27 protein-coding genes are annotated in these 23,806 nt (G+C 43.1%); 19 read left to right on the plus strand and 8 right to left on the minus strand.

Features of this window, described 5'->3' with window-relative positions:
- Window positions 1-9: 9 nt before the first annotated feature.
- Window positions 10-1,263, plus strand: coding sequence for a hypothetical protein (locus HUK62_RS00540; RefSeq protein WP_176536808.1), 1,254 nt, complete (start codon window positions 10-12; stop codon window positions 1,261-1,263).
- Between the two features lie 54 nt (window positions 1,264-1,317).
- Here HUK62_RS00540 and ppk1 read toward each other — a convergent pair whose 3' ends face one another.
- The 3 genes from ppk1 to pncA all read right to left on the minus strand — a co-directional run bounded on the left by ppk1 (window position 1,318) and on the right by pncA (window position 5,210).
- On the minus strand, window positions 1,318-3,381 hold the full coding sequence (ppk1, locus tag HUK62_RS00545; protein WP_176536809.1) for a polyphosphate kinase 1: 2,064 nt from the start codon (window positions 3,379-3,381) through the stop codon (window positions 1,318-1,320).
- Between the two features lie 145 nt (window positions 3,382-3,526).
- Window positions 3,527-4,501 carry a bile acid:sodium symporter family protein gene (locus HUK62_RS00550; RefSeq protein ID WP_176536810.1) on the minus strand — a complete coding sequence of 325 codons (975 nt, stop codon included), beginning with the start codon at window positions 4,499-4,501 and terminating at the stop codon, window positions 3,527-3,529.
- A gap of 70 nt (window positions 4,502-4,571) precedes the next feature.
- Window positions 4,572-5,210: a bifunctional nicotinamidase/pyrazinamidase gene (gene pncA / locus HUK62_RS00555; RefSeq protein ID WP_176536811.1), complete on the minus strand. Its 639-nt coding sequence runs from the start codon at window positions 5,208-5,210 to the stop codon at window positions 4,572-4,574.
- Between the two features lie 595 nt (window positions 5,211-5,805).
- Between pncA and dapA the strand changes: the two genes are divergently transcribed.
- The 8 genes from dapA to HUK62_RS00595 all read left to right on the plus strand — a co-directional run bounded on the left by dapA (window position 5,806) and on the right by HUK62_RS00595 (window position 12,483).
- On the plus strand, window positions 5,806-6,705 hold the full coding sequence (dapA, locus tag HUK62_RS00560) for a 4-hydroxy-tetrahydrodipicolinate synthase (RefSeq protein ID WP_094148429.1): 900 nt from the start codon (window positions 5,806-5,808) through the stop codon (window positions 6,703-6,705).
- A gap of 13 nt (window positions 6,706-6,718) precedes the next feature.
- Window positions 6,719-7,327, plus strand: coding sequence for a hypothetical protein (locus tag HUK62_RS00565; protein WP_005401459.1), 609 nt, complete (start codon window positions 6,719-6,721; stop codon window positions 7,325-7,327).
- A gap of 36 nt (window positions 7,328-7,363) precedes the next feature.
- Window positions 7,364-8,083, plus strand: coding sequence for a phosphoribosylaminoimidazolesuccinocarboxamide synthase (gene purC / locus HUK62_RS00570; protein ID WP_004691818.1), 720 nt, complete (start codon window positions 7,364-7,366; stop codon window positions 8,081-8,083).
- A gap of 244 nt (window positions 8,084-8,327) precedes the next feature.
- The gene (locus HUK62_RS00575; RefSeq protein ID WP_176536812.1) at window positions 8,328-8,984 is read left to right on the plus strand and encodes a YrbL family protein; all 657 of its coding nucleotides are present in this window, start codon (window positions 8,328-8,330) and stop codon (window positions 8,982-8,984) included.
- A 444-nt stretch (window positions 8,985-9,428) separates the two neighbouring features.
- Window positions 9,429-10,214, plus strand: a complete 786-nt coding sequence (locus tag HUK62_RS00580; protein ID WP_004691819.1) for an ABC transporter substrate-binding protein — start codon at window positions 9,429-9,431, stop codon at window positions 10,212-10,214.
- Window positions 10,215-10,298: 84 nt separating this feature from the next.
- Window positions 10,299-10,988 carry a histidine ABC transporter permease HisQ gene (gene hisQ, locus HUK62_RS00585; RefSeq protein ID WP_004691820.1) on the plus strand — a complete coding sequence of 230 codons (690 nt, stop codon included), beginning with the start codon at window positions 10,299-10,301 and terminating at the stop codon, window positions 10,986-10,988.
- Window positions 10,985-11,698, plus strand: a complete 714-nt coding sequence (locus HUK62_RS00590) for an ABC transporter permease (RefSeq protein WP_004691821.1) — start codon at window positions 10,985-10,987, stop codon at window positions 11,696-11,698. The genes hisQ and HUK62_RS00590 overlap by 4 nt, the downstream gene beginning before the upstream one ends.
- 8 nt (window positions 11,699-11,706) lie before the next feature.
- Complete coding sequence (locus HUK62_RS00595) at window positions 11,707-12,483, plus strand: ATP-binding cassette domain-containing protein (RefSeq protein ID WP_125273780.1); 777 nt, start codon at window positions 11,707-11,709, stop codon at window positions 12,481-12,483.
- A gap of 157 nt (window positions 12,484-12,640) precedes the next feature.
- On the opposite strand, the gene HUK62_RS00600 is transcribed toward HUK62_RS00595, so the two are convergent.
- A complete protein-coding gene (locus HUK62_RS00600) occupies window positions 12,641-13,108 on the minus strand; it encodes an Lrp/AsnC family transcriptional regulator (protein ID WP_228254617.1) in 468 nt (155 codons plus the stop codon).
- A gap of 131 nt (window positions 13,109-13,239) precedes the next feature.
- Between HUK62_RS00600 and HUK62_RS00605 the strand changes: the two genes are divergently transcribed.
- On the plus strand, window positions 13,240-13,815 hold the full coding sequence (locus HUK62_RS00605; RefSeq protein WP_228723721.1) for a LysE family translocator: 576 nt from the start codon (window positions 13,240-13,242) through the stop codon (window positions 13,813-13,815).
- A gap of 97 nt (window positions 13,816-13,912) precedes the next feature.
- Here HUK62_RS00605 and HUK62_RS00610 read toward each other — a convergent pair whose 3' ends face one another.
- Both HUK62_RS00610 and HUK62_RS00615 read right to left on the minus strand, forming a co-directional pair.
- On the minus strand, window positions 13,913-15,190 hold the full coding sequence (locus HUK62_RS00610; protein WP_176536814.1) for a replication-associated recombination protein A: 1,278 nt from the start codon (window positions 15,188-15,190) through the stop codon (window positions 13,913-13,915).
- A gap of 98 nt (window positions 15,191-15,288) precedes the next feature.
- A complete protein-coding gene (locus tag HUK62_RS00615; RefSeq protein WP_035326303.1) occupies window positions 15,289-15,741 on the minus strand; it encodes a YcgN family cysteine cluster protein in 453 nt (150 codons plus the stop codon).
- 201 nt (window positions 15,742-15,942) lie between these two features.
- Here HUK62_RS00615 and HUK62_RS00620 point away from each other — a divergent pair, with 201 nt between their 5' ends.
- The 8 genes from HUK62_RS00620 (at window position 15,943) to HUK62_RS00655 (ending at window position 21,110) form a co-directional block, all read left to right on the plus strand.
- On the plus strand, window positions 15,943-16,101 hold the full coding sequence (locus tag HUK62_RS00620) for a DUF1328 domain-containing protein (protein WP_004647174.1): 159 nt from the start codon (window positions 15,943-15,945) through the stop codon (window positions 16,099-16,101).
- A 167-nt stretch (window positions 16,102-16,268) separates the two neighbouring features.
- A complete protein-coding gene (locus HUK62_RS00625; RefSeq protein ID WP_058951488.1) occupies window positions 16,269-17,009 on the plus strand; it encodes a dienelactone hydrolase family protein in 741 nt (246 codons plus the stop codon).
- A 74-nt stretch (window positions 17,010-17,083) separates the two neighbouring features.
- Complete coding sequence (locus tag HUK62_RS00630; RefSeq protein ID WP_004691832.1) at window positions 17,084-17,446, plus strand: HIT family protein; 363 nt, start codon at window positions 17,084-17,086, stop codon at window positions 17,444-17,446.
- Between the two features lie 108 nt (window positions 17,447-17,554).
- Window positions 17,555-18,589, plus strand: coding sequence for an A/G-specific adenine glycosylase (mutY, locus tag HUK62_RS00635; protein WP_176536815.1), 1,035 nt, complete (start codon window positions 17,555-17,557; stop codon window positions 18,587-18,589).
- Between the two features lie 84 nt (window positions 18,590-18,673).
- Window positions 18,674-19,216 carry a M23 family metallopeptidase gene (locus HUK62_RS00640; protein WP_171254037.1) on the plus strand — a complete coding sequence of 181 codons (543 nt, stop codon included), beginning with the start codon at window positions 18,674-18,676 and terminating at the stop codon, window positions 19,214-19,216.
- 15 nt (window positions 19,217-19,231) lie between these two features.
- Complete coding sequence (locus tag HUK62_RS00645) at window positions 19,232-19,477, plus strand: hypothetical protein (RefSeq protein WP_005401448.1); 246 nt, start codon at window positions 19,232-19,234, stop codon at window positions 19,475-19,477.
- Window positions 19,478-19,496: 19 nt separating this feature from the next.
- Complete coding sequence (locus tag HUK62_RS00650; RefSeq protein ID WP_176536816.1) at window positions 19,497-20,051, plus strand: DNA-3-methyladenine glycosylase I; 555 nt, start codon at window positions 19,497-19,499, stop codon at window positions 20,049-20,051.
- A 36-nt stretch (window positions 20,052-20,087) separates the two neighbouring features.
- On the plus strand, window positions 20,088-21,110 hold the full coding sequence (locus tag HUK62_RS00655) for an NAD(P)-dependent alcohol dehydrogenase (protein WP_176536817.1): 1,023 nt from the start codon (window positions 20,088-20,090) through the stop codon (window positions 21,108-21,110).
- 28 nt (window positions 21,111-21,138) lie between these two features.
- Here HUK62_RS00655 and HUK62_RS00660 read toward each other — a convergent pair whose 3' ends face one another.
- The gene (locus HUK62_RS00660) at window positions 21,139-22,590 is read right to left on the minus strand and encodes a PLP-dependent aminotransferase family protein (protein WP_176536818.1); all 1,452 of its coding nucleotides are present in this window, start codon (window positions 22,588-22,590) and stop codon (window positions 21,139-21,141) included.
- 99 nt (window positions 22,591-22,689) lie between these two features.
- Between HUK62_RS00660 and HUK62_RS00665 the strand changes: the two genes are divergently transcribed.
- Window positions 22,690-23,091 carry a hypothetical protein gene (locus HUK62_RS00665; protein ID WP_125280873.1) on the plus strand — a complete coding sequence of 134 codons (402 nt, stop codon included), beginning with the start codon at window positions 22,690-22,692 and terminating at the stop codon, window positions 23,089-23,091.
- A gap of 49 nt (window positions 23,092-23,140) precedes the next feature.
- Here HUK62_RS00665 and HUK62_RS00670 read toward each other — a convergent pair whose 3' ends face one another.
- Window positions 23,141-23,788: an START domain-containing protein gene (locus HUK62_RS00670; RefSeq protein WP_078425141.1), complete on the minus strand. Its 648-nt coding sequence runs from the start codon at window positions 23,786-23,788 to the stop codon at window positions 23,141-23,143.
- Window positions 23,789-23,806: the final 18 nt, after the last annotated feature.

The raw sequence follows: 23,806 nt of genomic DNA on the forward strand, positions 1-23,806 counted from the left end.
AAGTTTACGTTGAATGCGCCTAGACAAGGGCTATTTGCTAGCCTATTAATTGTAAGTTTTGCTTTACATACCTTTTTATTGGTATTGGCAACGACTCATCAACTGAATGAAAACCGTGCCAACCAAGGCCAACTGATGACCTCTCAATTGGTCACAGACAGTCTTGCAGAGCTGGAGCCTGCCAACACGGTTTCCCTTGCGCTTTTGGTGGATCGCTATGCGACCAACCCAAGCGTAGCTTCCATTCGTATTTTGGATGCCAACAATCAAGTCTTGGCGACAGGTGGACAAGTTCGAACACGTGACGGCGAAGTGTTTGTCCGTGATGCGCTGCAAAATGAAAAGAAAGTGGGTAGCATTGAAATCACGCTCATTAAACCAAGTATGGGTGAGATTTTACGTACTCAGTGGTTAGCGATTTTATTGTCCTTAGCGATTCATGGTTTACTGTGGTTAGCTTATCGCGCCATTGCGCGCCCAAGCCGTACCGAATATTTGGCACGGATCAATAACGAATCCCGCTTAAAACATGAAATTCAAGTTTTAACCCAAACGCTTGAACAGGAAAAACACCATACTGCGGTCGCGATTGCTCAAGCACAACAACAAATCAAAACCAGTGCAAAACCTAAAGAACAGAAACCCGTGATCGTGGATAATCATTCGGTTGCGTTCAATATTCAATTCTACGATCCGAAACAGTTGATGGACTCGGTGAATACAACCGTGTCTATTCCATACTTTAATTTGTGTCAGATTTTCCTCAATAAAAGCACAGAGCTCTGTTTAAAACACTATAAACTCAACAGCTCGGACATCACTACAGTTCAATCCTTTAATGAGCATGGTGCCACCCTCAGCATGTCGACAGACACACCCAATGCAGTGCCATGTTTAATGATGATCAGCAGTGTGTTCCAACTGCTTTCTGAGGTTTTGTATAAACGTTACCGCGAAGAAAAGCGCTTTGTTTTACAAACGCGTTGTGGCATTTCAACCGCAGTCGATGCGATGCAACTATCTGCGAATCAAGCTGCTGAGCGTTTGGTCCAACAGTTATCGGCCAAAGAAAGTGCCATACATTTAAGCAACGAATTATTGAAAGACATTTCTGAAAGTTACCAATTGGTGAATTTACCTAATCCAACCAATGTCTTGACCCGTCATGCCTTTATGGTCAATGGCATGGGTGCTGAGTCTGCAGAGTTGGCGCAAAGCTTAAGAACGGAAATTTTAAAAGCAAAACAATCTAAAGCCTCTTAATTAGGTCCAACCATAAAAAAGCCTGACGCATGTCAGGCTTTTTTATGACAACTGTTAAATTTTAAGTTGCTTCTGCGCAATCAAATGTTGCTGCGCACTATACCTTTGCTCTGGATCGGTACAGGCCACTTTAAGCCAATGACCATCGGCTTGTAGCTCCCAAGCATTCAAACAATCATTTAAGTAACTGATTAATCCGTCTTTATAAATCTGCTTTTTCAAAACGCGATCTAATATTGGAAAGCAGGTTTCAACACGCGAAAATAAATTACGTCCCATCCAATCTGCGCTGGCACAGTACAGCTTTTTCTCACCGCCATGCTCAAAAAAATACACGCGGGTATGTTCCAGAAAACGGCCCACAATCGAACGTACTCGGATATTCTCAGACATGCCTTGGACCTGTGGAATCAAACAGCAGATCGAACGGATAATCAGATCAACCTGTACCCCCGCTTGTGACGCACGATACAGTGCAGCAATTAACTGAGGCTCAGTTAAGGCATTGACTTTAATGATGATACGCGCCTTTTGACCGACTTGCGCAAACTGAATTTCTTGCTCAATCAGTTTTAACAGTTCACTGTGTAACGTAAAAGGCGCATGTAACAACGCCTTCAATTTGGCCATTTTGCCCATCCCCGTCAGTTCTTGGAACATACGGTGTACATCTTCACAAATATCAGGCTGTGTGGTCATCAACCCATAATCGGTATACATACGCGCATTACCCGCATGATAATTGCCTGTGCCCAGATGGGCATAACGGATCAACTGGGCATTTTCACGGCGTACGATCAAAATCATTTTGGCATGGGTTTTATAACCGACAATGCCATACACCACCACCGCCCCAGCTTCTTGCAAAATATTGGCCACGATAATGTTCGACTCTTCATCAAAACGCGCCCGTAACTCAATCACTGCCGTGACTTCCTTGCCATTTCGTGCTGCTTCTGCCAAGACCTGTACAATTTCTGAGTCAGGCCCACTGCGGTAAAGGGTTTGTTTAATCGCCAGCACATTTGGGTCTTTCGCTGCTTCTTTTAATAAACCAATCACAGGCTGAAAAGAATCAAAAGGATGATGCAACAACACATCCTGTGCTTTTAAGGTATCAAAGGTACTTTTTTGTTTACGCAAAACTTTGGGAATGACTGGAATAAACACTGGATGCTTCAATTCAGGTCGGTCACAACTGGTACTGAGGCGTGAGAGATTGATCGGCCCATCAATGCGATAAAGCTCCTGCTCAGTTAAATCAAATTCCTTGAGCAGATAATCAATCACCGCTTCGGGGCAGTCATCTTCGATTTCTAAACGCACCGCACGACCAAAACGGCGTGAAGACAGCTCATCTTTCAATGCCACCGCCAAATCATCAACATCTTCCGACAAAATCAGATCAGCATTACGCGTCACACGAAAAGCATAACAACCCGTGGCTTTCATCCCTGGAAACAGATCACTGATGTGCTGCTGAATCATTGCAGTTAAAAAAATCTGCGTGTCGATATTGCCTGCCACGCTTTTCGGCATATGAATTAAACGCGGTAATGAGCGCGGCGCTGGGACAATCGCCATTTCAATGCTTCGTCCAAAAGCATCTTTACCTTGTAAACTCACAATGAAATTCAGGCTTTTATTCACGAGGCGAGGAAAAGGGTGTGACGGATCTAAGCTGATTGGGGTCAAAACCGGTTGAATTTCTTTAGCAAAATATTCTGCAATCCACGCTTTATGTTTTTCTAAAATATCTTGGAACTGGATGAACTGAATGCCTTGTGCTTGTAACTCAGGCAAAATCGAATGATTTAAAACTTCAAACTGTTTTTTGACGGCACGATGAATGGATTGGGATAGGTCTTCTAATATCACTTCAGTGGGAACAGCATCAGGGGTCCGTGCTATCACATTCATATCGCGTTGTTTCATCAAGCCCGCAATACGAATTTCAAAAAACTCATCTAAATTACGTGAAAAAATAATTAAAAAAGTTAAACGCTCCAGCACTGGCAAACTCGGATCTAATGCTTGTGCTAAAACCCGCTGATGAAACTCAAATAACGATAACTCTCGGTTAAAATACGTCGCCGATGAATGCTGAAAATTATCCATACCCTCTCAATGCTGTTTGCAACAGTCTGTTATGAAGTGTTTGGCAGGGATGTTAGGTAGTCTTTATGACAGTTTAGTTACAACCTCATGCCAAATAGAAAATTCATCCTGACTTTATGCTTAAAGCTGCAACAGCGTATAGTATTCAAACCGACATATGTTCCTTTTCACTTTTTTTCTTGGCTGTAGCATCTGCTTTCGCGGCCCAATAACTGGCTAAAATTGGCCCTGAAATGTTATGCCACAAACTAAAGATCGCGCTGGGTACAGCCGTAATTGGCGAAGCGGCAAAATGTACAGCTGCCAAAGCCACACCTAGTCCTGAGTTTTGCATACCGACCTCAATCGAGACCGCTTTACAGTCGGCATGTGGCAAGTGAAACATCCGTGCTGCTGCAAAGCCAAGTAAATAACCAATCGCGTTATGTAATGCCACCACAGCTAAAATCAATAAGCCTGATTCTAAAATTTGTGCTTTTGAGCCGCCAATAATAGCCGCCACAATCAGCACAATTGCGACCACTGAAATTAAGGGCATCACCGAAATATAGCTTTCGACTTTCTGTTTCAGCACGGCACGTACCACTAGCCCTAAAATAATTGGGAACAGGACCACCTGCAAAATTGAACTCAGCATCGACCATGCATTAATTTCAATCCATTGGCTGGCCAACAAATAGAAAATCGCAGGAGTCAACACAGGTGCCAATAAGGTCGATACCGTAGTACATGCGACAGACAAAGCCGTATTGCCTTTCGCCATATAAGTAATCACATTGGATGCAGTGCCACCCGGACAGCACCCCACCAAAATCACCCCGATCGCAATTTCAGTCGGCAAGCGAAATAATAAACACAACAGATAAGCCACGCTTGGCATCACCACAAACTGAGCCGCTACCCCAATTGCAACCGCTTTAGGACTTTGCATCACCCCTTTAAAATCATCTAGTGTCATGGTCATACCCATACCAAACATGATCAGCCCTAACATCCACGTGATATAAGCTTTCATCCAGACAAAAGTTTCAGGGCTTAGGAGCGCAATGCCTGCAAATAACACCACCCACAGGGCAAAGGTTTTTTGAATCCAAGCGGTAAATTTTAAAAAAGTGCCCATGACCTTTCCCTGCTACATGTTTTTATAATGTCGATATTGGCGATTGAGGTGAGCCGATTGGTTCAGCTCATCAGTTCATGGCATATTGTTGCACAATATCTTTGCAATAAAGACGTTTCACTCCATGGGCCAGCATCTCTTGCCATGCATGTTGTAAAGAACCATGTAGATCAATACCTTTGGTAGCATCGGCAATCACATAGGTTTGAAAACCGAGTTTACAGGCATCTATTGCCGTCCATGCCACACAAAAGTCAGTTGCAATTCCAACAATAAACACGGTATCAATCCCACGCTCTCTTAAATAGCCTGCGAGTCCCGTCTGGGTTTTATGATCGGCTTCTAAAAAAGCGGAATAACTATCAATGTGTACATGACATCCTTTACGAATGATCAATTGCGCTTTGGCAAGGTCAAGATCGGGATGCAATTCAGCATCCTGAGTGCCTTGTACACAGTGACGTGGCCAGAGTACTTGTGTGCCATAGTCCAATTCAATCGTTTGAAAATCTTGTTGATCGGGATGGTTGTCTGCAAAAGAAATATGATTTTCGGGATGCCAATCTTGGGTGAGTACAATATTGTCAAAATAATCCCCCAGTTGATTAATTTTAGGAATAATTTGATCTGATCCTGCTACCGCCAAATTTCCACCAGGCGTAAAACCATTTTGTACATCCACCACAATCAATGCCATATTCTTCTGCATTCTTCTCTGTCCTTTTTGTTCTGCGCTCGAAGGCCAAGCTTAGCTTAATTTAAAAACAGTATTCATCCTCGCGGGTCAAAATTAAATGACCGCAGCCTTGAGTGCAATGGGTATTGTGGCAAATTGAAGCGAAGATAGAATATAGAACAAAATACTGGACATTGATCTATAACGTTAAAAGGACATGTCATCGCTGTTTAGAGAAATCGTGTAAGCGTTAAAAGCATTTCAATCCTGACGTTTATATCCCAATATTCAGTTTGATCGGCTTCTAAGCCTCGATTGAGATGAAGAGATTCTTTCTTTAAATACTTCAATCCATGGCCATAGGTGATGCAAAACGCTCTTTTCAGATGCAAAATAAGATGCATTTCTTTGTCTACCATTTGAACAAGCTGTATTTTTGTAGCGAATGATAAAGTTTTTATACACTTTGACTAAAGCATATTGTTCTTCATGTTGTGTTCGTTCATAATTTGCATAAGCATTATTCAATGCATCAGCGCTTTGAAAATGCTATAAATTAAAATACGCACCCATCCAATCTTATGTTTTTCTGGCCTAACTGGATGGACAAATAGGATATTTTTTTAAAATGACTCAGCAAGCACAGACCATCCAAGGCTCAATTGTCGCAATCGTCACCCCTATGTTTGAAGATGGCAGCGTAGATTGGAAGGGTCTAGAGAAGCTCGTTGAGTGGCACATCGCACAAGGCACAAATAGCATTGTTGCTGTCGGTACAACGGGTGAAGCGTCTACTCTAAGCATGAAAGAGCATACACAAGTGATTAAAGAAATCATTCGTGTCGCGAACAAACGCATCCCTATTATTGCGGGGACTGGCGCGAATTCAACGCGTGAAGCCATCGAGTTGACGAAAGAAGCCAAAGAACTCGGTGCAGATGCTGCTCTTCTGGTTACCCCTTATTATAATAAACCGACCCAAGAAGGCTTATATCAGCACTATAAAGCGATTGCTGAAGCTGTTGATCTTCCTCAAATTCTGTATAACGTACCTGGTCGTACGGGTGTTGATATGGCGAATGAAACGGTCATTCGTTTGGCCGATATTCCACAAATTGTCGGCATCAAAGATGCCACAGGTGATGTCCCTCGTGGTCAAGCACTGCTCGAAGGCCTTGCTGGCAAAGCGATGACCGTCTATTCAGGTGATGATGCAACAGCTTATCAACTGATTCTGTCGGGAGCAAAAGGTAATATTTCTGTGACTGCAAACGTTGCACCCAAAGAAATGAGCAATGTTTGCGCGGCAGCACTGGCAGGCGAAGCTGAAAAAGCAGAAAACCTAAATACCCAAGTTGCAAATTTACACGAAATTCTATTTTGCGAATCAAACCCAATTCCTGTGAAATGGGCACTTCATGAAATGGAGTTAATCGAAACGGGTATTCGTTTACCATTAACACCACTTGCAGAACAATATCGCACACCGCTCCGTGAAGCACTCACAACGGCGGGTGTCATTAAATAAAGAGCACATCAATATGCAATTACGTTTAGGTCTTACTCTCGCACTTTCAGTCGTCAGTTTAGCGGGTTGTAGTTCCCTTGCAGTCAATAACGGTAGTTTGGACTATAAAGAAACAGCAACCTTAGAACCTCTTAAGTACCCTGAAGGCTCTATGGTTCGACCTGCAACGCCGTTGTATCCAGCTCCAACGGTTGAAGCACTCGCTCTTGAACATGCACCTGTACTTGAAAACAAGCGCGGAAACCGTTTTGCAATGCCGCGCCCTCAAGCTGCTCAAGTCATGTCGAATGCAGAATCAACGGAAACAGTTGATACAGCTGTGAGTCGCCCTCAATTGATTATTGACGGAAATAAGAATCCGCTGCTCAAAATTGAGGGAAATTCTGCTACAATTTGGCAATATACGCTTGCCACCCTCAGCAGCCTCAACCATCAAATTGTTGGTCAAAGCAAAAATGGTTATGAAGCAACCATTAAAATCGATCAACAGGTCTATGTGTTAAGACTGACCGCGGTCGGTAGCAGCAACAACCTCGCTGTGTTCAATGCCGATAACAGTTTTGCAGCGCCTGAAAAAGCCACAGAATTGTTAACCCAGATTTACCAAAATTGGCCAGCCTAGTCGTACTAGGCATTTTTTTTTGAAAAAGGTTCCCTCATGTTAAAACAAACCTTGCTCTATACTGGTAAAGCGAAATCTGTCTATGAAACAGACAGTGCAGACCACCTGATTTTAGTCTTTCGTGATGATGCTTCGGCATTCAATGGTGAAAAGATCGAACAACTAGATCGTAAAGGTAAGGTGAACAACCGTTTTAACGCCTTTATCATGGATAAATTGGCTGCGGCTGGCATTGAGACTCACTTTGAAAAACTTCTTTCTCCAACAGAAGTTCTAGTGAAAAAACTCAGCATGATCCCTGTTGAATGTGTAATTCGTAATTATGCAGCAGGTTCTTTATGCCGTCGCTTAGGTGTAGAAGAAGGTAAGGAATTAACCCCGCCGACTTTTGAATTATTTTTCAAAGATGATGCGCTTGGTGACCCAATGGTCAATGAGTCTCAAGCGATTGCTTTAGGTTGGGCAACTGCTGAGCAACTTGAGCAAATGAAAGTCCTCACTTACCAAGTGAACGAAGTGCTTAAAAACTTATTTGACCAAGGTGGCATGCTACTTGTGGACTTCAAACTTGAGTTTGGTGTATTCCACGATCGTATTGTTCTTGGTGATGAGTTCTCTCCAGACGGTTGTCGTCTATGGGACAAAGAAACCAAGAAAAAACTCGACAAAGACCGTTTCCGTCAAGGTTTAGGTGGTGTGGTTGAAGCTTATGAAGAAGTTGCTGCACGTTTAGGTATCGACCTTTCTGATATCTAATCAATTACAGATTCAAGAAAACCGAGCTTAAACGCTCGGTTTTTTTATTCTTCAAATTTTAGATCAATGCCTTGTTATAACTACAATACAAGCCTTTATTTTCTGTCTAATAGCCTTCTATATGACATAAATATTAAAGTTTCATGAAATTTTATTTATTTTTTTGTAAAATAGTCATTTCAATCACATGAAATGTCACATTTCTAATGATGCTTTTCTTGTATATCTCCTGATAGAAGGCCCTATGATTTATCAATTAGATGAACTGCAATGTATCGGACAAGGCTGTTCAAAAATGGTGTTTCAGCATCCTGAGGATGAAAACAAAATCATCAAAGTCATGAATCCAAATCGAGTGGATGAAGATGGTGGCTGGAAAGGACATGGCAAACTTAAACGTAGAATGTCGCAAGGCGTTTATCGCCAATTCCGCCGTGAATTATTGCAATATCTACAGCTATGTAAAAATCATTATAAAAATAATATCTTTAGCTTTCCTGTCGAAATGCCTTATGGTTTTGTGAAAACTTCTGTAGGCTTGGGTTTTGTGACTGAAAAAATTGTCTGCCCAAGTGGTGAAGGCATGACTTTATTTGAGTTATGCAAATCACATCAATTTGAGGATAAACACGCCAAAGCTCTAGATGACTTTTTTCAGCTTTGCTGCGACTTACACATTATCTTCGGTGAGGTAAACATCGCAGGGATTATGTATACAGAGCGGCGAAATAATAAGCCCGAATTTGTCTTGGTCGATGGTATGGGTGAGAAATTATTTATTCCAATTCGAGCCATGAGCAAAAGAATTAATGCACATAATGTACGAAAAACTGAGCGAAAAATTCGCGCCCAGATGCAGCAAATACTGAACTTAAAAGATGAGCTTCTTCCTCTAAGCTAATACCACTCCTTTAAGTTGCGTCATTCATAAAGCCGAGCTTAAACGTTCGGTTTTTTTGTTTTCAGATCCGGTGCTATTGCAGTACTTCAACTTACTTATAAGCTATTCAGCACTGAAAAATAGTCTTGTAAAACATTGATCCACTGTTAAAAAATCATCAGTTCTGTACGCCATAGCGCACAAGACTTCAGGTATATTTCAACTATGTCTCACCTTCATTTTTTCATATGATAAAAACATATGAACAGGACGTTCTCAGATAAAAATTATTCCAACCGAAAAAATACCCTTATTTCCTCATCTCTCATGGCGACAAGATCCATCGATCTTCTAAGAGCCGAAAGCTGGTATAGATGTTGCTTTTATTCAAAAGTACTCAGTAGGGTAAGTTCTATCTTGGTCTTATTTCTTAGATTTGATTTTTTACGGATGGCTATATTTAAAATGAAAAACTGGCAAAAAAAATTACTACTTTCCACTACATTCGTAGCCGTAGCACTAAGCAGTACTGTCCAAGCAAAAGAATGGAAAACCATTCGTTTTGGCACAGAATCTGCGTATGCGCCTTTTGAATATAAAACACCAGACAATAAGCTGGTCGGTTTTGACATCGACTTGGGCAATGCCATTTGTGCCAAATTAAAAGCCAAATGCGTGTGGGTAGAAAATTCCTTTGATGGGATGATTCCTGCGCTCAAAGCGAAAAAATTCGACGGTATTCTGTCTTCAATGACGGTCACTACGGATCGCGCAAAACAAATCGCATTTAGCAATAAAATTTACAACACGCCTACTCGCATGGTTGCAAAGAAAGGCTCTCCTTTACTCCCTACTCCTGCATCCCTAAAAGGTAAACGTGTGGGTGTACAACAAGGTACGATTCAAGAAGGCTATGCAAAAGCCTATTGGGCGCCTAAAGGTGTCAATGTAGTTCCTTATCCAAACCAAGATGTGCTTTACCAAGACATGGTTTCGGGACGTCTAGATGCAACATTACAAGATGCGATTATGGTCGATGCTGGTTTCCTAAAATCAGCCAAAGGCAAAGGCTTTGCTTTTGCAGGCAATAATGTTGTCGATGCCAAAACACTCGGTGTAGGGGCTGCAATCGGCTTACGTAAAGAAGATGTCGATCTTAAAAAGAATATTGATAAAGCGTTAGCTGAAATTATTGCCGACGGCACCTATAAGAAACTCGAGAAAAAATACTTCTCCTTCAGCATTTATTAATATATAGGGTGTCGGTTCAACACCGACACCCTATATATATTGCTGATTTATAAAATTTTATATTTTTACTCGGAGAAACTGAGTATGTTTCTGTCTGGCTATGGTCCCGTATTACTCAGTGGCACTTGGATGACCATACAGCTTGCTTTGTTATCACTGGTACTTTCGATCATTATTGGATTGTTTGGGGCAAGTGCCAAACTCTCTCGTATTCAAATCTTACGTCATGTTGCAACTCTCTATACCACGCTCATTCGTAGTGTTCCTGATCTGGTGATCATGTTATTGCTGTTCTATAGCCTGCAACTTGGACTGAACTCCATTACCGAATCGATCCATATGGAGCAAATTGACATCAATCCCTTTGTGGCAGGGGTGATTACTTTAGCCTTTATTTATGGGGCCTATTTTACGGAAACCTTCCGTGGCGCATTTCAAGCCGTCCCCAAAGGTCAACTTGAAGCTGCATATGCCTATGGCATGACCCCATTTCAAGTCTTCAGGCGTGTCCTCTTTCCACAAATGATGCGTTTTGCCTTACCGGGGATTGGCAATAACTGGCAAGTCCTCATCAAAGCCACTGCCTTGGTGTCCTTAATTGGTTTGACCGACATCGTCAAAATTACCCAAGATGCAGGTCGAAGCAGCATGCAAGTGTTCTATTTCAGTATTGTTGCAGCCGTCATTTATCTGGCCATCACCACCCTTTCGAATTTGATTCTCATGTGGCTGGAACGTCGTTATTCTGCTGGTGTGAAAAAGGGACAACTATGATTGAAATTATTCAACAATACTGGCAGTCCTATCTGTGGACCGATGGTTTTCAAATGACTGGGGTCGCCATGACCGCATGGCTACTGGTCTTATCGATTGCGATTGGTTTTGTTCTGGCTGTGCCTTTGTCAATTGCTCGAGTTTCTGAGCATGCTTTTGTACGTGGACCTGTTTGGTTTTTTACTTATATTTTCCGTGGTACCCCCTTATATGTGCAGCTACTGATTATCTATACTGGGATTTATAGCCTTGAATTTGTGCATGCCCATGAACGGCTCGATGAGTTTTTTAGAGAAGGACTTAATTGCACCATTTTAGCGTTTGCACTCAATACAGCGGCTTATACCACTGAAATTTTTGCAGGGGCCATACGTTCGATTCCCTACGGCGAGATTGAGGCGGCAAAAGCCTTTGGCATGTCACCTTGGAAACGCTATACCCGTATTATTATTCCATCTATGCTACGCCGAGCATTGCCGTTTTATGGCAATGAAGTCATTTTGATGCTGCACGCAACCACCATTGCCTTCACTGCAACCGTGCCTGATATTCTCAAAATTGCACGGGATGTCAATGCTGCCACTTATGCCACGTTTGATGCCTTTGGTATTGCCGCTGTGCTATATGCCTGTCTGGCATTTATCCTCATTTGGATCTTTCGTAAATTGGAACAACGCTGGTTGGCGTTTTTAAAACCATCGAATCATTAGGAGAAACAATGGAAAATTCAGCAAAACTGGTGATTCGAGATCTTTGTAAAAGTTTTGGCGATCATGAAGTCTTAAAAGGAGTTTCACTTGAGGCACATGCAGGTGATGTGATTAGTATTATTGGTTCCTCGGGTTCGGGTAAAAGTACCTTTCTTCGCTGCATCAATTTCCTAGAGCAACCGAGCCAAGGCAGCATTCAGCTCAATGGCGAACAGTTAGAGACCACTTTAGATAAAAATGGCGATCTCAAAGCGACAAATCCCAAACAACTGCAAAAAATGCGCACCCAACTGATGATGGTCTTTCAACATTTCAATTTATGGTCGCATATGACGGTATTAGAAAATATTATTGAAGGACCCATTCATGTCTTGGGGCTAAAGCGGAGTGAGGCGGAAGAGCGTGCACGAAAATACTTAAGAAAAGTTGGGCTTGCTGAAAGTGTCGAAAAGAAATATCCGTCTTTTTTGTCAGGAGGACAGCAACAGCGTGTTGCAATTGCCCGCGCCTTGGCAATGGAGCCTGAAGTGATGTTGTTTGATGAGCCGACCAGTGCTCTAGACCCTGAACTGGTGGGTGAGGTATTGAAAGTGATGCAAAGTTTAGCTGAAGAAGGCCGAACCATGATTGTGGTCACCCATGAAATGGGCTTCGCACGCCATGTATCCAATCATGTCATTTTCTTAGATCAAGGCAAAATTGAAGAACAAGGTGATCCAAAAGAAGTTTTGATTCACCCCAAAAGTGAACGCCTGCAACAGTTTTTAGAGGGTAACTTTAAATAATTGAATAGTCTTCAAGAGCTTGATGCAGCAATGATTCAACATTCAATACTTAGTTGAAAAGATAAAGCGCCTTGTTTGATCTGATCCCACGAAACTATATGCACTCAGATAAAAACCGAGCCATTTCGCTCGGTTTTTTACCTTTCCACCTAAGCTTTTATAGATTGGTATATCGATTTTTAGTGGTATCCATCACCAAAAAACTGGTGATCGAGCTAATGGATGGAATCGTTCCTAAAACATCAGTATGAAACTTTTTATAAGACTTAATGTCAGCCACTTCAACCCTGAGCAAATACTCGACCGAGCCTGTAATGGTATGACACTCAGTAACTTCATCCGTTGCAGTGATCACATCCTCAAACTGACTCAAGCTTTCTTTTGAGTGACAAGACAGCCCGATGGTCACATAAACCGTTAAACCAACACCCAAAAGCGAACGGTCAATCACCGCTTTATAGCCTCGGATCACACCAATTCTTTCTAACTCTTGCACGCGTCGTAAGCAGGCCGAGGGTGACAAACCCACGCGTTCTGCCAGTTTAATATTGGTTAAATGTGCATCGCGCTCAAGCTCACACAATATTTTTCGGTCTAATCGATCTAATTCAATCATTTGTTGCATGAAACTCAGTATTAACGATCAATATACAACAAAATTGTGATAGATCAACAATAAAATGATACATATTTGATTACTCCATCCCCTTTATGAACGCTTCACTGTTTGTCTCTTATCTGCTGTTCTGTGTCGTAATGACCTGCACCCCTGGGCCCAATAATGCACTGGTCATGCTGTCTGGTGCACGATTTGGTATCCGTAAAACTCTACCTCTGGTTTTAGGCATTGCCTTTGGTGTGGCCGTGCAACTCTTCGCCATCGGCATCGGCTTAAATCAGGTGTTTCTGGCCCTGCCCCAGCTCCAATTTATTTTAAGTTTGATCGGCACAGCTTATATTCTGTGGCTCGCATGGAAAATCGCGTCCAGTGGGCCACTCAACATCGAATTAGAACAAAAACCATCGATGGGTTTTCTACAAGGGGCTCTTTTTCAGTGGGTCAATCCCAAAGCGTGGATTATCTCCATCAGCACCATTGCCACTTATTTTGCTTTAAACCATCATGTCAGTGATATTCTTTATGCGGCCCTGATTTTAATGGTGGTTTCCATTCCATGTGTCGGGGTTTGGGCAGTCGGTGGCCTTTTCTTACGCCAATTTCTGATGAAACCGCGCTTTGCCTTGAGCTTTAACATCACGATGGCAATCGCTTTATTAGCCGCTGTGTTACCTGCGGCATTAAAATTGATGAATACGCACATCGGAACATAAAAACGCCACAGTGCTTAAAGAAAAAACTGCTCAATGAATGTGACTAAATCCTATGCCTCAAAAGCAAAAAGCCTGATTTTTTCATCAGGCTTTTTTATTACTGCTGCTGTTGCTGCTCTTGTTGCCAACGGCGTTGCTGTAAACGCTCACCTTCAACCTCACGCTTATTGCGTGCCGACTCATACAGTTTGGTTCCTTTGAGCTCAGGGGGTAAATATTCTTGCATCACAAAATGCTCTGGATAGTTGTGCGGATATAAGTAGTCGACGCCATAGCCCTGCTCTTTCATCAACTTGGTCGGTGCATTTCTTAAATGCAGCGGCACAGGTAAATTCGCTGTTTTCTCGGCCAAATCCAACGCTTTGTTGATCGCAAGATAAGTACTGTTACTTTTGGCACTGGTCGCCAAATACACCGCACACTGCCCAAGAATAATTCGACACTCTGGTATGCCCACCGCTTGAACAGAACGGAAGCATTCTCCAGCAAGCAGCAGTGCATTGGGGTTTGAGTTACCAATGTCCTCAGAGGCTGCAATCAACATCCGACGGGCAATAAAAACGGGATCTTCACCACCTTTGAGCATGCGTGCCATCCAATATAACGTGGCATCGGGATCACTCCCCCGAATCGACTTAATAAAAGCTGACACCAAATCATAGTGCTGCTCACCCGATTTGTCATAACGGGCGATATTTTGCTGTGCAACCTTGACCACCATTGCATTGGTCACGATATTTTCAACGCCAGGTTCGAAGGTGCCCGCAATGAGTTCAATTAAATTCAAGGCTTTGCGGGCATCACCTGCGGCAAACTGCACCAGTGCTTCAAATTCTTCAATTTGAATATAACGTTCTTTTAAAAACGGATCGTTCTTAATCGCTTGCAGTAATAAAGTTTGAATCGCATCGGCATCGAGCGCATTTAAGGTATAGACCTGACAACGCGACAACAATGCACTGTTGACTTCAAAAGAAGGATTTTCGGTGGTGGCACCAATGAGGGTAATTTTGCCTTTCTCCACAGCATTCAGTAAGGCATCTTGCTGTGATTTGTTAAAGCGATGAATTTCATCAATAAACACCACAGGTGGCATTAAATCTCCGCCATCAGCAATGATCTCACGGAGCTCTTTAACCCCCGTATTGAGTGCAGATAGACTGACAAAAGGTCGATCAATCGCTTGCGCCAACAGTAAAGCAATGGTGGTTTTCCCCACGCCTGGCGGCCCCCAAAAAATGATCGATGGCAAATGCCCTTGATCGATCATTTGGCGGAGCGGTGCCTGCTCACCCAATAAGTGATCCTGCCCAATAATTTCAGACAAATCACGCGGGCGTAAACGTTCAGGCAGAGGAATATTGCTATCGGACATAGGACTAAGACTTAAATGCATTCATCGAATGCTTATGTTATGGCAAATTCAGGCAAATGACACAAGCTTTTCATGCAATTTCACGCCACTTTTCTCAGCTAGCGAACCCAACGCACAATATAGTCTTCGATCTCTTCTTGATTGATCTCTTCTTCAGAAATACAGCGTCCTGCCGCAGACTTTTTGGCTTTTAGAATGCTCTGACGCGAACCCGTGTTCAGATAGTGCCATCTAGGTAAATTTTTACCTTCATGTAAACGACGATAAGCACAGCTCGGCGGTAACCAATGAATCGTGTCTAAAAGTTCAGGGGTGAGCTGGATACAATCGGGTACATGCTGCTTACGGTTTGGATAATCACGACAACTGGCGGTTTGACAGTCCAGTAGTTTACAGGCCACTTTGGTATAGGCGACTTCTTGGCTTTCTTCATCTTCAAGTTTCACCAAACAGCATAGACCACAACCATCACACAACGCTTCCCACTCTGCTGAGCGTAGCTCAGTGAGCGCATAATGCTTCCAAAACTCTGGTCGTAATTCCTGTGACATGACGCTTGCCGATAAACTCAATAGCACATTATACCCTATAGCAACTGTACTTTTCAGCACCATAAAATTTTCAAGATTTACATCATATTCATAAACTTAAAATACAAAAAGAACACTTTTTAAACAAAAGAAACACAGTGTGTCCGAACCTTGTTTCTATACTAATAGAGTAATAAATAAGAACATCTATGGAGAAAAATTATGTTTCGTTGGGCGATTATCTTCGCAGTGATTGCACTGATTGCAAGTTTACTTGGTTTTGGCGGCGTAGCAGGTTTATCTAAAGACTTTGCGATTATTTTATTGGTGATTGCTGTGATTCTTGCGATTGTCGGGTTTTTATCTCGTGGCAAAGTCTAAAGCACACAACTCTTAATAACGAAAAAAGAAGGATTCAGATCCTTCTTTTTTTATATGTGCCTTTAAAAATAATTTCTCACATTTCTCATGCACATCGGAATATTTTTCAAATCCTTGTAAAAGTTTTTATGCTTTAATCAGAGCAGATCATCTATCAGGATTTGAGCATGACAATCAGTATTCAAACTCGAGAAATTCAATATAACGCAGCCGATGGACAACGCTTAGTTGGTTATTTTGCAGCACCAAGCTCTCAAACACCGCATGCAGGTATCATCGTTGCACCCGAATGGTGGGGCCGAAATGAATATACTGAACAACGTGCTCGCGAACTGGCTGAACACGGTTATGCCGCACTGGCGATTGATATGTATGGTGATAAAAATGTCACCACAGATGCGAAACAAGCCTATGAATGGATGATGCAAACTTTTGCCGATGCAGACACCATCGTCAACCGGGCTAAAGCAGGTTTAGATACGCTTGCTGCCCAGCCTGAAGTGAATGCAGATCAACTGGCGGCGATTGGTTTTTGTTATGGCGGTAAAGTGGTTTTAGACTTAGCGCGCTCAGGCGCACCACTTAAAGCTGTGGCGACTTTCCATGCAACATTGGCACCGAAAGCCCCTGCGGTCGAAGGTCAAATTCAAGGTGAAATTTTAGTTTTACATGGTGAGTTAGACAGCATGGTTACTTTGGATGATGTTGCTAGCTTCCGTGAAGAAATGCATGCGGCAAAAGTGGACCATGAAGTCATCATTTTTGAAGATGCGAAGCATGGTTTTAGCAATCCATTGGCCGATGAACGTGCCAAAGCCAATGGCGTAGACTTGGGCTATAACCTAGAAGCAGAAAGACAAGGGCTAGATGCAATGTATGACTTGCTAGAACGCAATCTCAGTGCTTAACTAGAGCTGAGAATTCAACTATTTGATTTTTCAGATCCAACAGGATACATAATTAGATTTTAGAGGAGATAACAATGACTGAGACCCACTGCCAATATTGTAATTTTGATGAATATGACGTGCTTGATAAAAATGACTTTGGGGTAATTTTGCCCGAACCCAATGCATTGTCTAAAGGTCACTGTGTCATTATCCCTCTACGTCATGTGAGCTCATTTTTTGACATTACCGACAAAGAACGTAAAAGTTTAATGTCTTTACTAGAACTGGCACGTAATGAACTCCAATTGCGTCATCAACCTTCAGGCTTTCATATTGGTTTTAATGACGGTGAAATATTTGGGAATGTGTCTGAACACTTACATATTCACATTATTCCACGCTACAAAGACCAAGAGCTAAAACTCGATGCACGTTGGGGCATGACGAAAGACTAAGTTTTTATGGTTTTAAATGGCGCGTAAGCGCCATTTTTTACGTGCAAAAAATCAGGCTCAGAAAAGACATTCAGTTATACTAAGCCGAATTTTTTGCTTGTGCCTCAGATGTCTCCTTTCTCTTTTTCAGATGCGTTACTGACTTGGTTCGATGTTCATGGTCGACATGATCTGCCATGGCAAGTGGCCGATGATCCCTACAAAGTCTGGGTGTCTGAAATTATGCTGCAACAGACCCAAGTCAAAACAGTGCTGCAATACTTCGAGCGTTTTATCGAACGCTTCCCAACGGTTGGAGCTTTAGGGACAGCATCATGGGATGAGGTCGCACCCTACTGGGCAGGCCTAGGCTACTATGCCCGTGCACGTAATCTGCATAAAGCCGCAGGGGTTGTGGCACGTCAGAGACACTTTCCTCAAACTTTAGAGGACTGGATTGAACTGCCAGGCATTGGTCCATCAACCGCAGGTGCGCTGATGTCTTTGGGTTTACGTCAGTACGGCGTCATTATGGATGGCAATGTAAAACGCGTGCTCGCGCGTTTTTTTGCCATTGAGGATGATCTAAGCAAACCTGTGCATGAACGCAGCATGTGGCAACTGGCCTCTGAACTCTGTCCAACTGAACGTAACCACGACTATACCCAAGCCATCATGGATTTGGGGGCAACCGTCTGTACCCCTAAAAAACCACTGTGTTTATACTGCCCAATGCAGCAACACTGTAAGGCCCATGCACAAGGGCTAGAAACTGAACTGCCTTTTAAAAAACCCAAGAAAGCTGTGCCTGTGAAGTCAGCCCAAGTTTTGGTGCTGCGTCATCACAATCAATGGCTGTGGCAACAGCGTCCCAATAGTGGACTGTGGGGCGGTTTATGGTGTTTACCTATTTTTGAAAATCGTGATGAACTCACGCAACTTCGCCAAAGTCTAGGACTGAAACAAGTCTCGCAACGCGCTGACATTTCGCATAGTTTCACCCATTTCACTTGGCAACTGGAAGCGCTTTGCTTTGAAGTCGATGCCGATCAGCTCGAACATTTAAGTATAGAATTGGCCAGCACATGGCTAGACATACAAAACGTCACAGAAATGGGTATCCCAACTGCGATGAAAAAATTGATCTCGGCAATTCAACTGTGACATAGTTGGGTAATCCATTGGGTTCACCCTGACACTTTAAAATTAGATCACTGAAATAATAAAGGATTGTTCGTGCGTAATTGTTTGCCCCGCCTTTCTGCGCTTGCCAGTTTAAGTTTTGTGATTCTGTTACTCGCAGCTTGCCGTACCACGCCGCCTGCACCAAGTGGAAGCCAGTTACCGGCCTCACAAGTCCAACAGCTGAAAAACATGCGTTTAGCTCAGCAGCTGCCTGTACCCGTTCAAGGCATTAAACGTCATGGGCTCACAGATACTTGGGGAGCGTCTCGCAGTAGCGGACGAACGCATGAAGGCATCGACATTCTGGCTCCACGTGGAACAAAAGTTTTTTCTGCCACAGAAGGGCTCGTTGCAGACTTACGCAATAACAATTTGGGTGGTAAAGTGGTTTGGATTATGGGGCCAGCAGGCACTTGGCATTACTACGCTCATCTTGATGACCATAAACGTGGCTTAAGTGTCGGCGACTATGTCAGAAAAGGCGACCTGATCGGCTATGTCGGCAATACAGGCAATGCACGGCACACAGCCCCACATTTGCATTATGGACTTTATTTACAAGGTAAAGGCCGTGGTGCAGTAAATCCCTATCCTTATTTACGTTAACTTTAGGAATTTTTCATGTCAGAAGCGTTGATCAACCGTCTGGTCGAATTTGCTGAATCAGGCAATCAACAAAAAATCATCTTGGCAGGACAAAGCCACCAAGGTTGGATCATGGAAATTACTGAAGATGCGCTTTTAATCAGCACTGGATTTGCTGAAAAAACAGGAAAAGATGTCTGGATTAACTTTTCTGACCTCGAACACGCCCAATTGTTTTATTGGGACAATCAACACGACCAATGGGCACCTTTTACCCTATAAAAAGATCAGGAGCATGTTCATGACCACTCAACGCTGCGGATGGTGCTCCTCAGATCCACTTTACATCGACTACCATGATCATGAGTGGGGTAAACCACTACATGATGAAAAGCAATTATTTGCAATGCTCTGCCTCGAAGGTCAACAAGCGGGGCTGTCATGGATTACCGTCCTGAAAAAGCGTGAACATTATCATCGCCAGTTTTTTCAATATTCCATTGAACAAATTGCGGCTTTGAGTGATACAGACTTAGCCGAAAAAGTCCAAGATATCGGCTTAATTCGCCATATCGGGAAGCTGACCGCCATTCGTGACAATGCGCTTGCATGGCAAGCCCTAAAGCAACAAGGCATCAACCCCGTTGAGTGGCTCTGGAACTTTGTCGAGCAACACGCAGTCAACAATGATGTCCCGGACTACCGTACAGCACCTGCACAGACTCCTCAAAGCCAAAACATGTCTAAAACCCTAAAAAAACAGGGTTTTAAATTTGTCGGACCCACCACCTGCTATGCCTTTATGCAAGCGGTTGGTATGGTCAATGATCATGAAAACAGCTGTCATTTTAAATAAAAGTACATAAAAAACAGGAAAATAAGGATCTCGAATATGACGGATAACACCATTCGTGCCTATGCGGCAATGCAAGCAGGTGCAGCACTACAACCCTATCAATTCGATGCGGGTGAACTGCAACCACATCAGGTCGAAGTCCAAGTCGAATATTGTGGATTGTGCCATTCCGATGTTTCAGTCATTAACAATGAATGGAACTCTTCGGTCTATCCCGTTGTCGCTGGTCATGAAATTATTGGCACCATCAGTCGCCTAGGCTCCGAAGCCAAAGGGCTTAAACTTGGACAGCGCGTCGGTATTGGCTGGACGGCAGAAAGCTGCCAACACTGTGACCCCTGTGTGTCGGGCCAGCAAGTGCTCTGTACAGGAGGACCGACAGCAACCATCGTCGGTCATGCAGGCGGCTTTGCCGACAAAGTTCGCGCAGGTTGGCAGTGGATTATTCCTTTACCTGAAGAGCTAGATCCTGAGTCAGCGGGTCCTTTATTGTGTGGCGGTATTACCGTTTTTGATCCAATTTTAAAACACCGCATTCAAGCCATTCACCATGTCGGGGTAATTGGGATTGGTGGTCTAGGGCATATGGCTATTAAGTTACTTCGAGGATGGGGCTGTGAAATTACGGCGTTTACCTCGAACCTCGACAAAACGGAAGAACTCAAGGCCATGGGTGCAGATCATGTGGTGAATAGCCGTGATGTGGATGCGCTTAAAACCCAGCGAGGCAAATTCGATCTATTGCTCAGTACGGTGAATGTCACGCTCAATTGGCCTGCCTATATCAGTACACTAGCACCGAATGGCACGATCCATCTGCTAGGCTTGCCTCTAGAGCCCATCAAGTTAAATGCAGGTAGTCTGATTGCTGGAGCAAAGTCTATCACGGGTTCACCCACTGGCTCACCTGCGGCATTACGTCAGCTACTCAAATTCGCTGCACGTAAAAACATTGCGCCACAAATTGAACTGTATCCTATGTCACAGTTGAATGAAGCACTGGAACGGTTACATTCTGGAAAAGCCCGTTATCGTATCGTCCTCAAAGCCGATTTTTAATCCATAAGCGCCTCAAAAGAGGCGCTTTTTATACCGCTTGTTTGACCAACGTCGAACTGCTGAGTTGCGCTTTCACCCAATCGGCCAACAAAGTGACCGCTGCGCGAATATCTGTTGAAATTTCATGACCTGCATTGAGGCGGATACAGTTTTTATAACGCTGCCCTTCACCAAAGACTTCGCCTGGCACAATATTAATACCGTGCTGCTGAGCAAAATAGTACATATCTAAACCGTCAATACACTCTGGCAACTGTAACCACAGTGCATAACCACCAAAGGGTTGATTGATACGTAACTCAACTCCGTTAAAGGCATGCTGAATCATGTGTCGGTATTGCTCAACTTGCTGTTTCAAAATCGGCTTTAACTGCTGTAAATGCTCCCGATAAGCACGACTATAAATGAGATCGGCCAGTGCCAACTGCAAGGGTGTATTCACTGTGATATTTTGCATCAGCAACGTAGCCTTCAAATGCGCTAAGCGCTGCGGAATACAAAACCAACCTACGCGATACGCAGTTGAAAGTGACTTGGAAACCGAACCACAGAAAATCACATAACCCTGCTGATCCCAATACTTAATCGGCAGCGGACGACTCGAGCTGAAACTACATTCACCATAAATATCATCTTCAATCACATAGCACTGATAGCGCGCCGCCAGTTGTGCAATTTTTTCTTTCTCTGCATTGCTTAAGCAAAACCCCAATGGATTTTGATAATTGGCCGTGAGTAAACACGCTTTTGCGCCTGAACTTTGCATGACCTGCTCTAAACGTTCAAGATCAAAGCCTTGAGTATCGGCTGGAATTTCAATAATTTTTCGCTTTAACCCCGCCAGCATTTGTAACTGACCATTAAAATTTGGGGTCGGTACAATTACGCTGTCGCCTTCCTTGCTGAGGTGTTGGATCATCACCGACAACGCAGGCATACAGCCATTGCTGATGTAGATATCATCCTGCGAAATATAGAAACCATCTTCAGCCCAATGCTCAGACAAGGCCTGCCGCAAGCGAATATGGCCCTGCTTATCGCTATATAAAAAATCTTCAGGTTGGCTGTGTTTTAAGGCACGTTGAATGGAACGGCGGAGCGCATCTACAGGCACATGTTTTGGCGAAAGCTGAATCGCTCCCAAATGGATGAGACGGCTATTAATGGAAGACTGTTGAATTTCCAGCTGTAGCTCTAAATTAGAAATATCACGGGCTTGAGACTGAAAATCAGGATGCTGCGGTACAGGAATAGATGGGCTGGTATTTTTTTGATAACTGACAAAATAGCCCGACTTATTTTTCACATGAATATACCCCTGCGACTCGAGTAGTTCATAACAGCTCTTAGCAGTATTCAAACTGACCTTTTGTAAGTTGGCAAACTGGCGTAACGACAACAGCTTTTGCCCTGCGGGTAATTCAGCATTTTGAATTTTTTCAAGCAACTGTGTAGCCAAGCTTTGATACTGAAATGCCATTCATCTGTACCTATTTTTTTAAATCTTATGTATCTGTATCCATTATGCCAACAGAATTATGCTTCTGTCATTCGTTCACAACCATAAATAGGCACTTTTATGAAAAAAATAATCATATCTCTCTTTTGCTTATTGAGCTTATCGGCTTGCCAACCGCCACATGTTTCACAGCAGGTACAACAGCAGCATTTTATTTGTAAAGCACTGATTGAAGGCTTTCTGAAAACGCAAAATTTAACTGATTATCAGTTTTTAAGTTTAGCGCCGAGCTTGACTGAAACCTCGACCCAACGAACTTATCAATATCGGTTAAACAATGAACGTGAAATGCAGATGAACTTGCCCCGCCAAAAAAATTTACAGTTCCAATGTGACCAAAGCAGTGCTGAAAACTTCAAGATCTCGCTCGCTGGTGAAGGACATGCCATGCTCAGTTTAATCCAGTTAGACCTGCCTAAGGCTTCAACCTTAGAGCTGCTGAACGCTTATCAACAGCCTTAAGTTTTAAAACATAAAAAAGCCTGCATTGCAGGCTTCTTCGTCTTTAAAATTAACGTAAGGCAGCTGGTAAATGGGCAGGAGTGTCTTCTTGTTCCAGCAATTGATTTTTCATTTTTTGCAGCATTTGATAGGGCTGTTGTTGGACAAACATATTCACAAACTTCAGTGGTATCGACCCCTCAGGGTTAGCATAACCTGAGGTCGAAACCTTGACTTTATTTGATCCCAGTTTCTGAAAGGTCCAATCGCCCTCATAATGATTTAGGCGCACATAATCTGGATTTTTAAGGATGTTTTTATCAATCGCTTTATTTTTAATGCTAATAATGCCCTGACTGTCCTTGGTCATTTTCCCCTGCACCACCAAGTCGCGGTCTTTTAAAGGAAAAGGAAAATCCAGCACCATATACAGCTGAAACTCGCCTTTTTTATCATCGCGCGACAAGACTTTCACACTGCCCATATACGGCACCCATTTCACCGCATGGTCAACATCTAAGATCAATGACACTGCTTTTTCAATCGGCACATCAAACGTGGTTTCAGCCTTATATAAAAAAACTGGGTTTTGTGCATTTTGATAGGTCCAAACTTTAATATTATTTTTATGAATACTGAGTTTGGCTTGATCCATAGGTTTGGCCTGTGCTGTCGTCATCACGGCAACAACACAAGCCATATATATGACTTTTTTCATTCTATTCTTCGTCTTATT

The sequence above is a fragment of the Acinetobacter sp. NEB 394 genome, from assembly GCF_013374795.1.
Taxonomy (GTDB): Bacteria; Pseudomonadota; Gammaproteobacteria; order Pseudomonadales; family Moraxellaceae; genus Acinetobacter; species Acinetobacter johnsonii.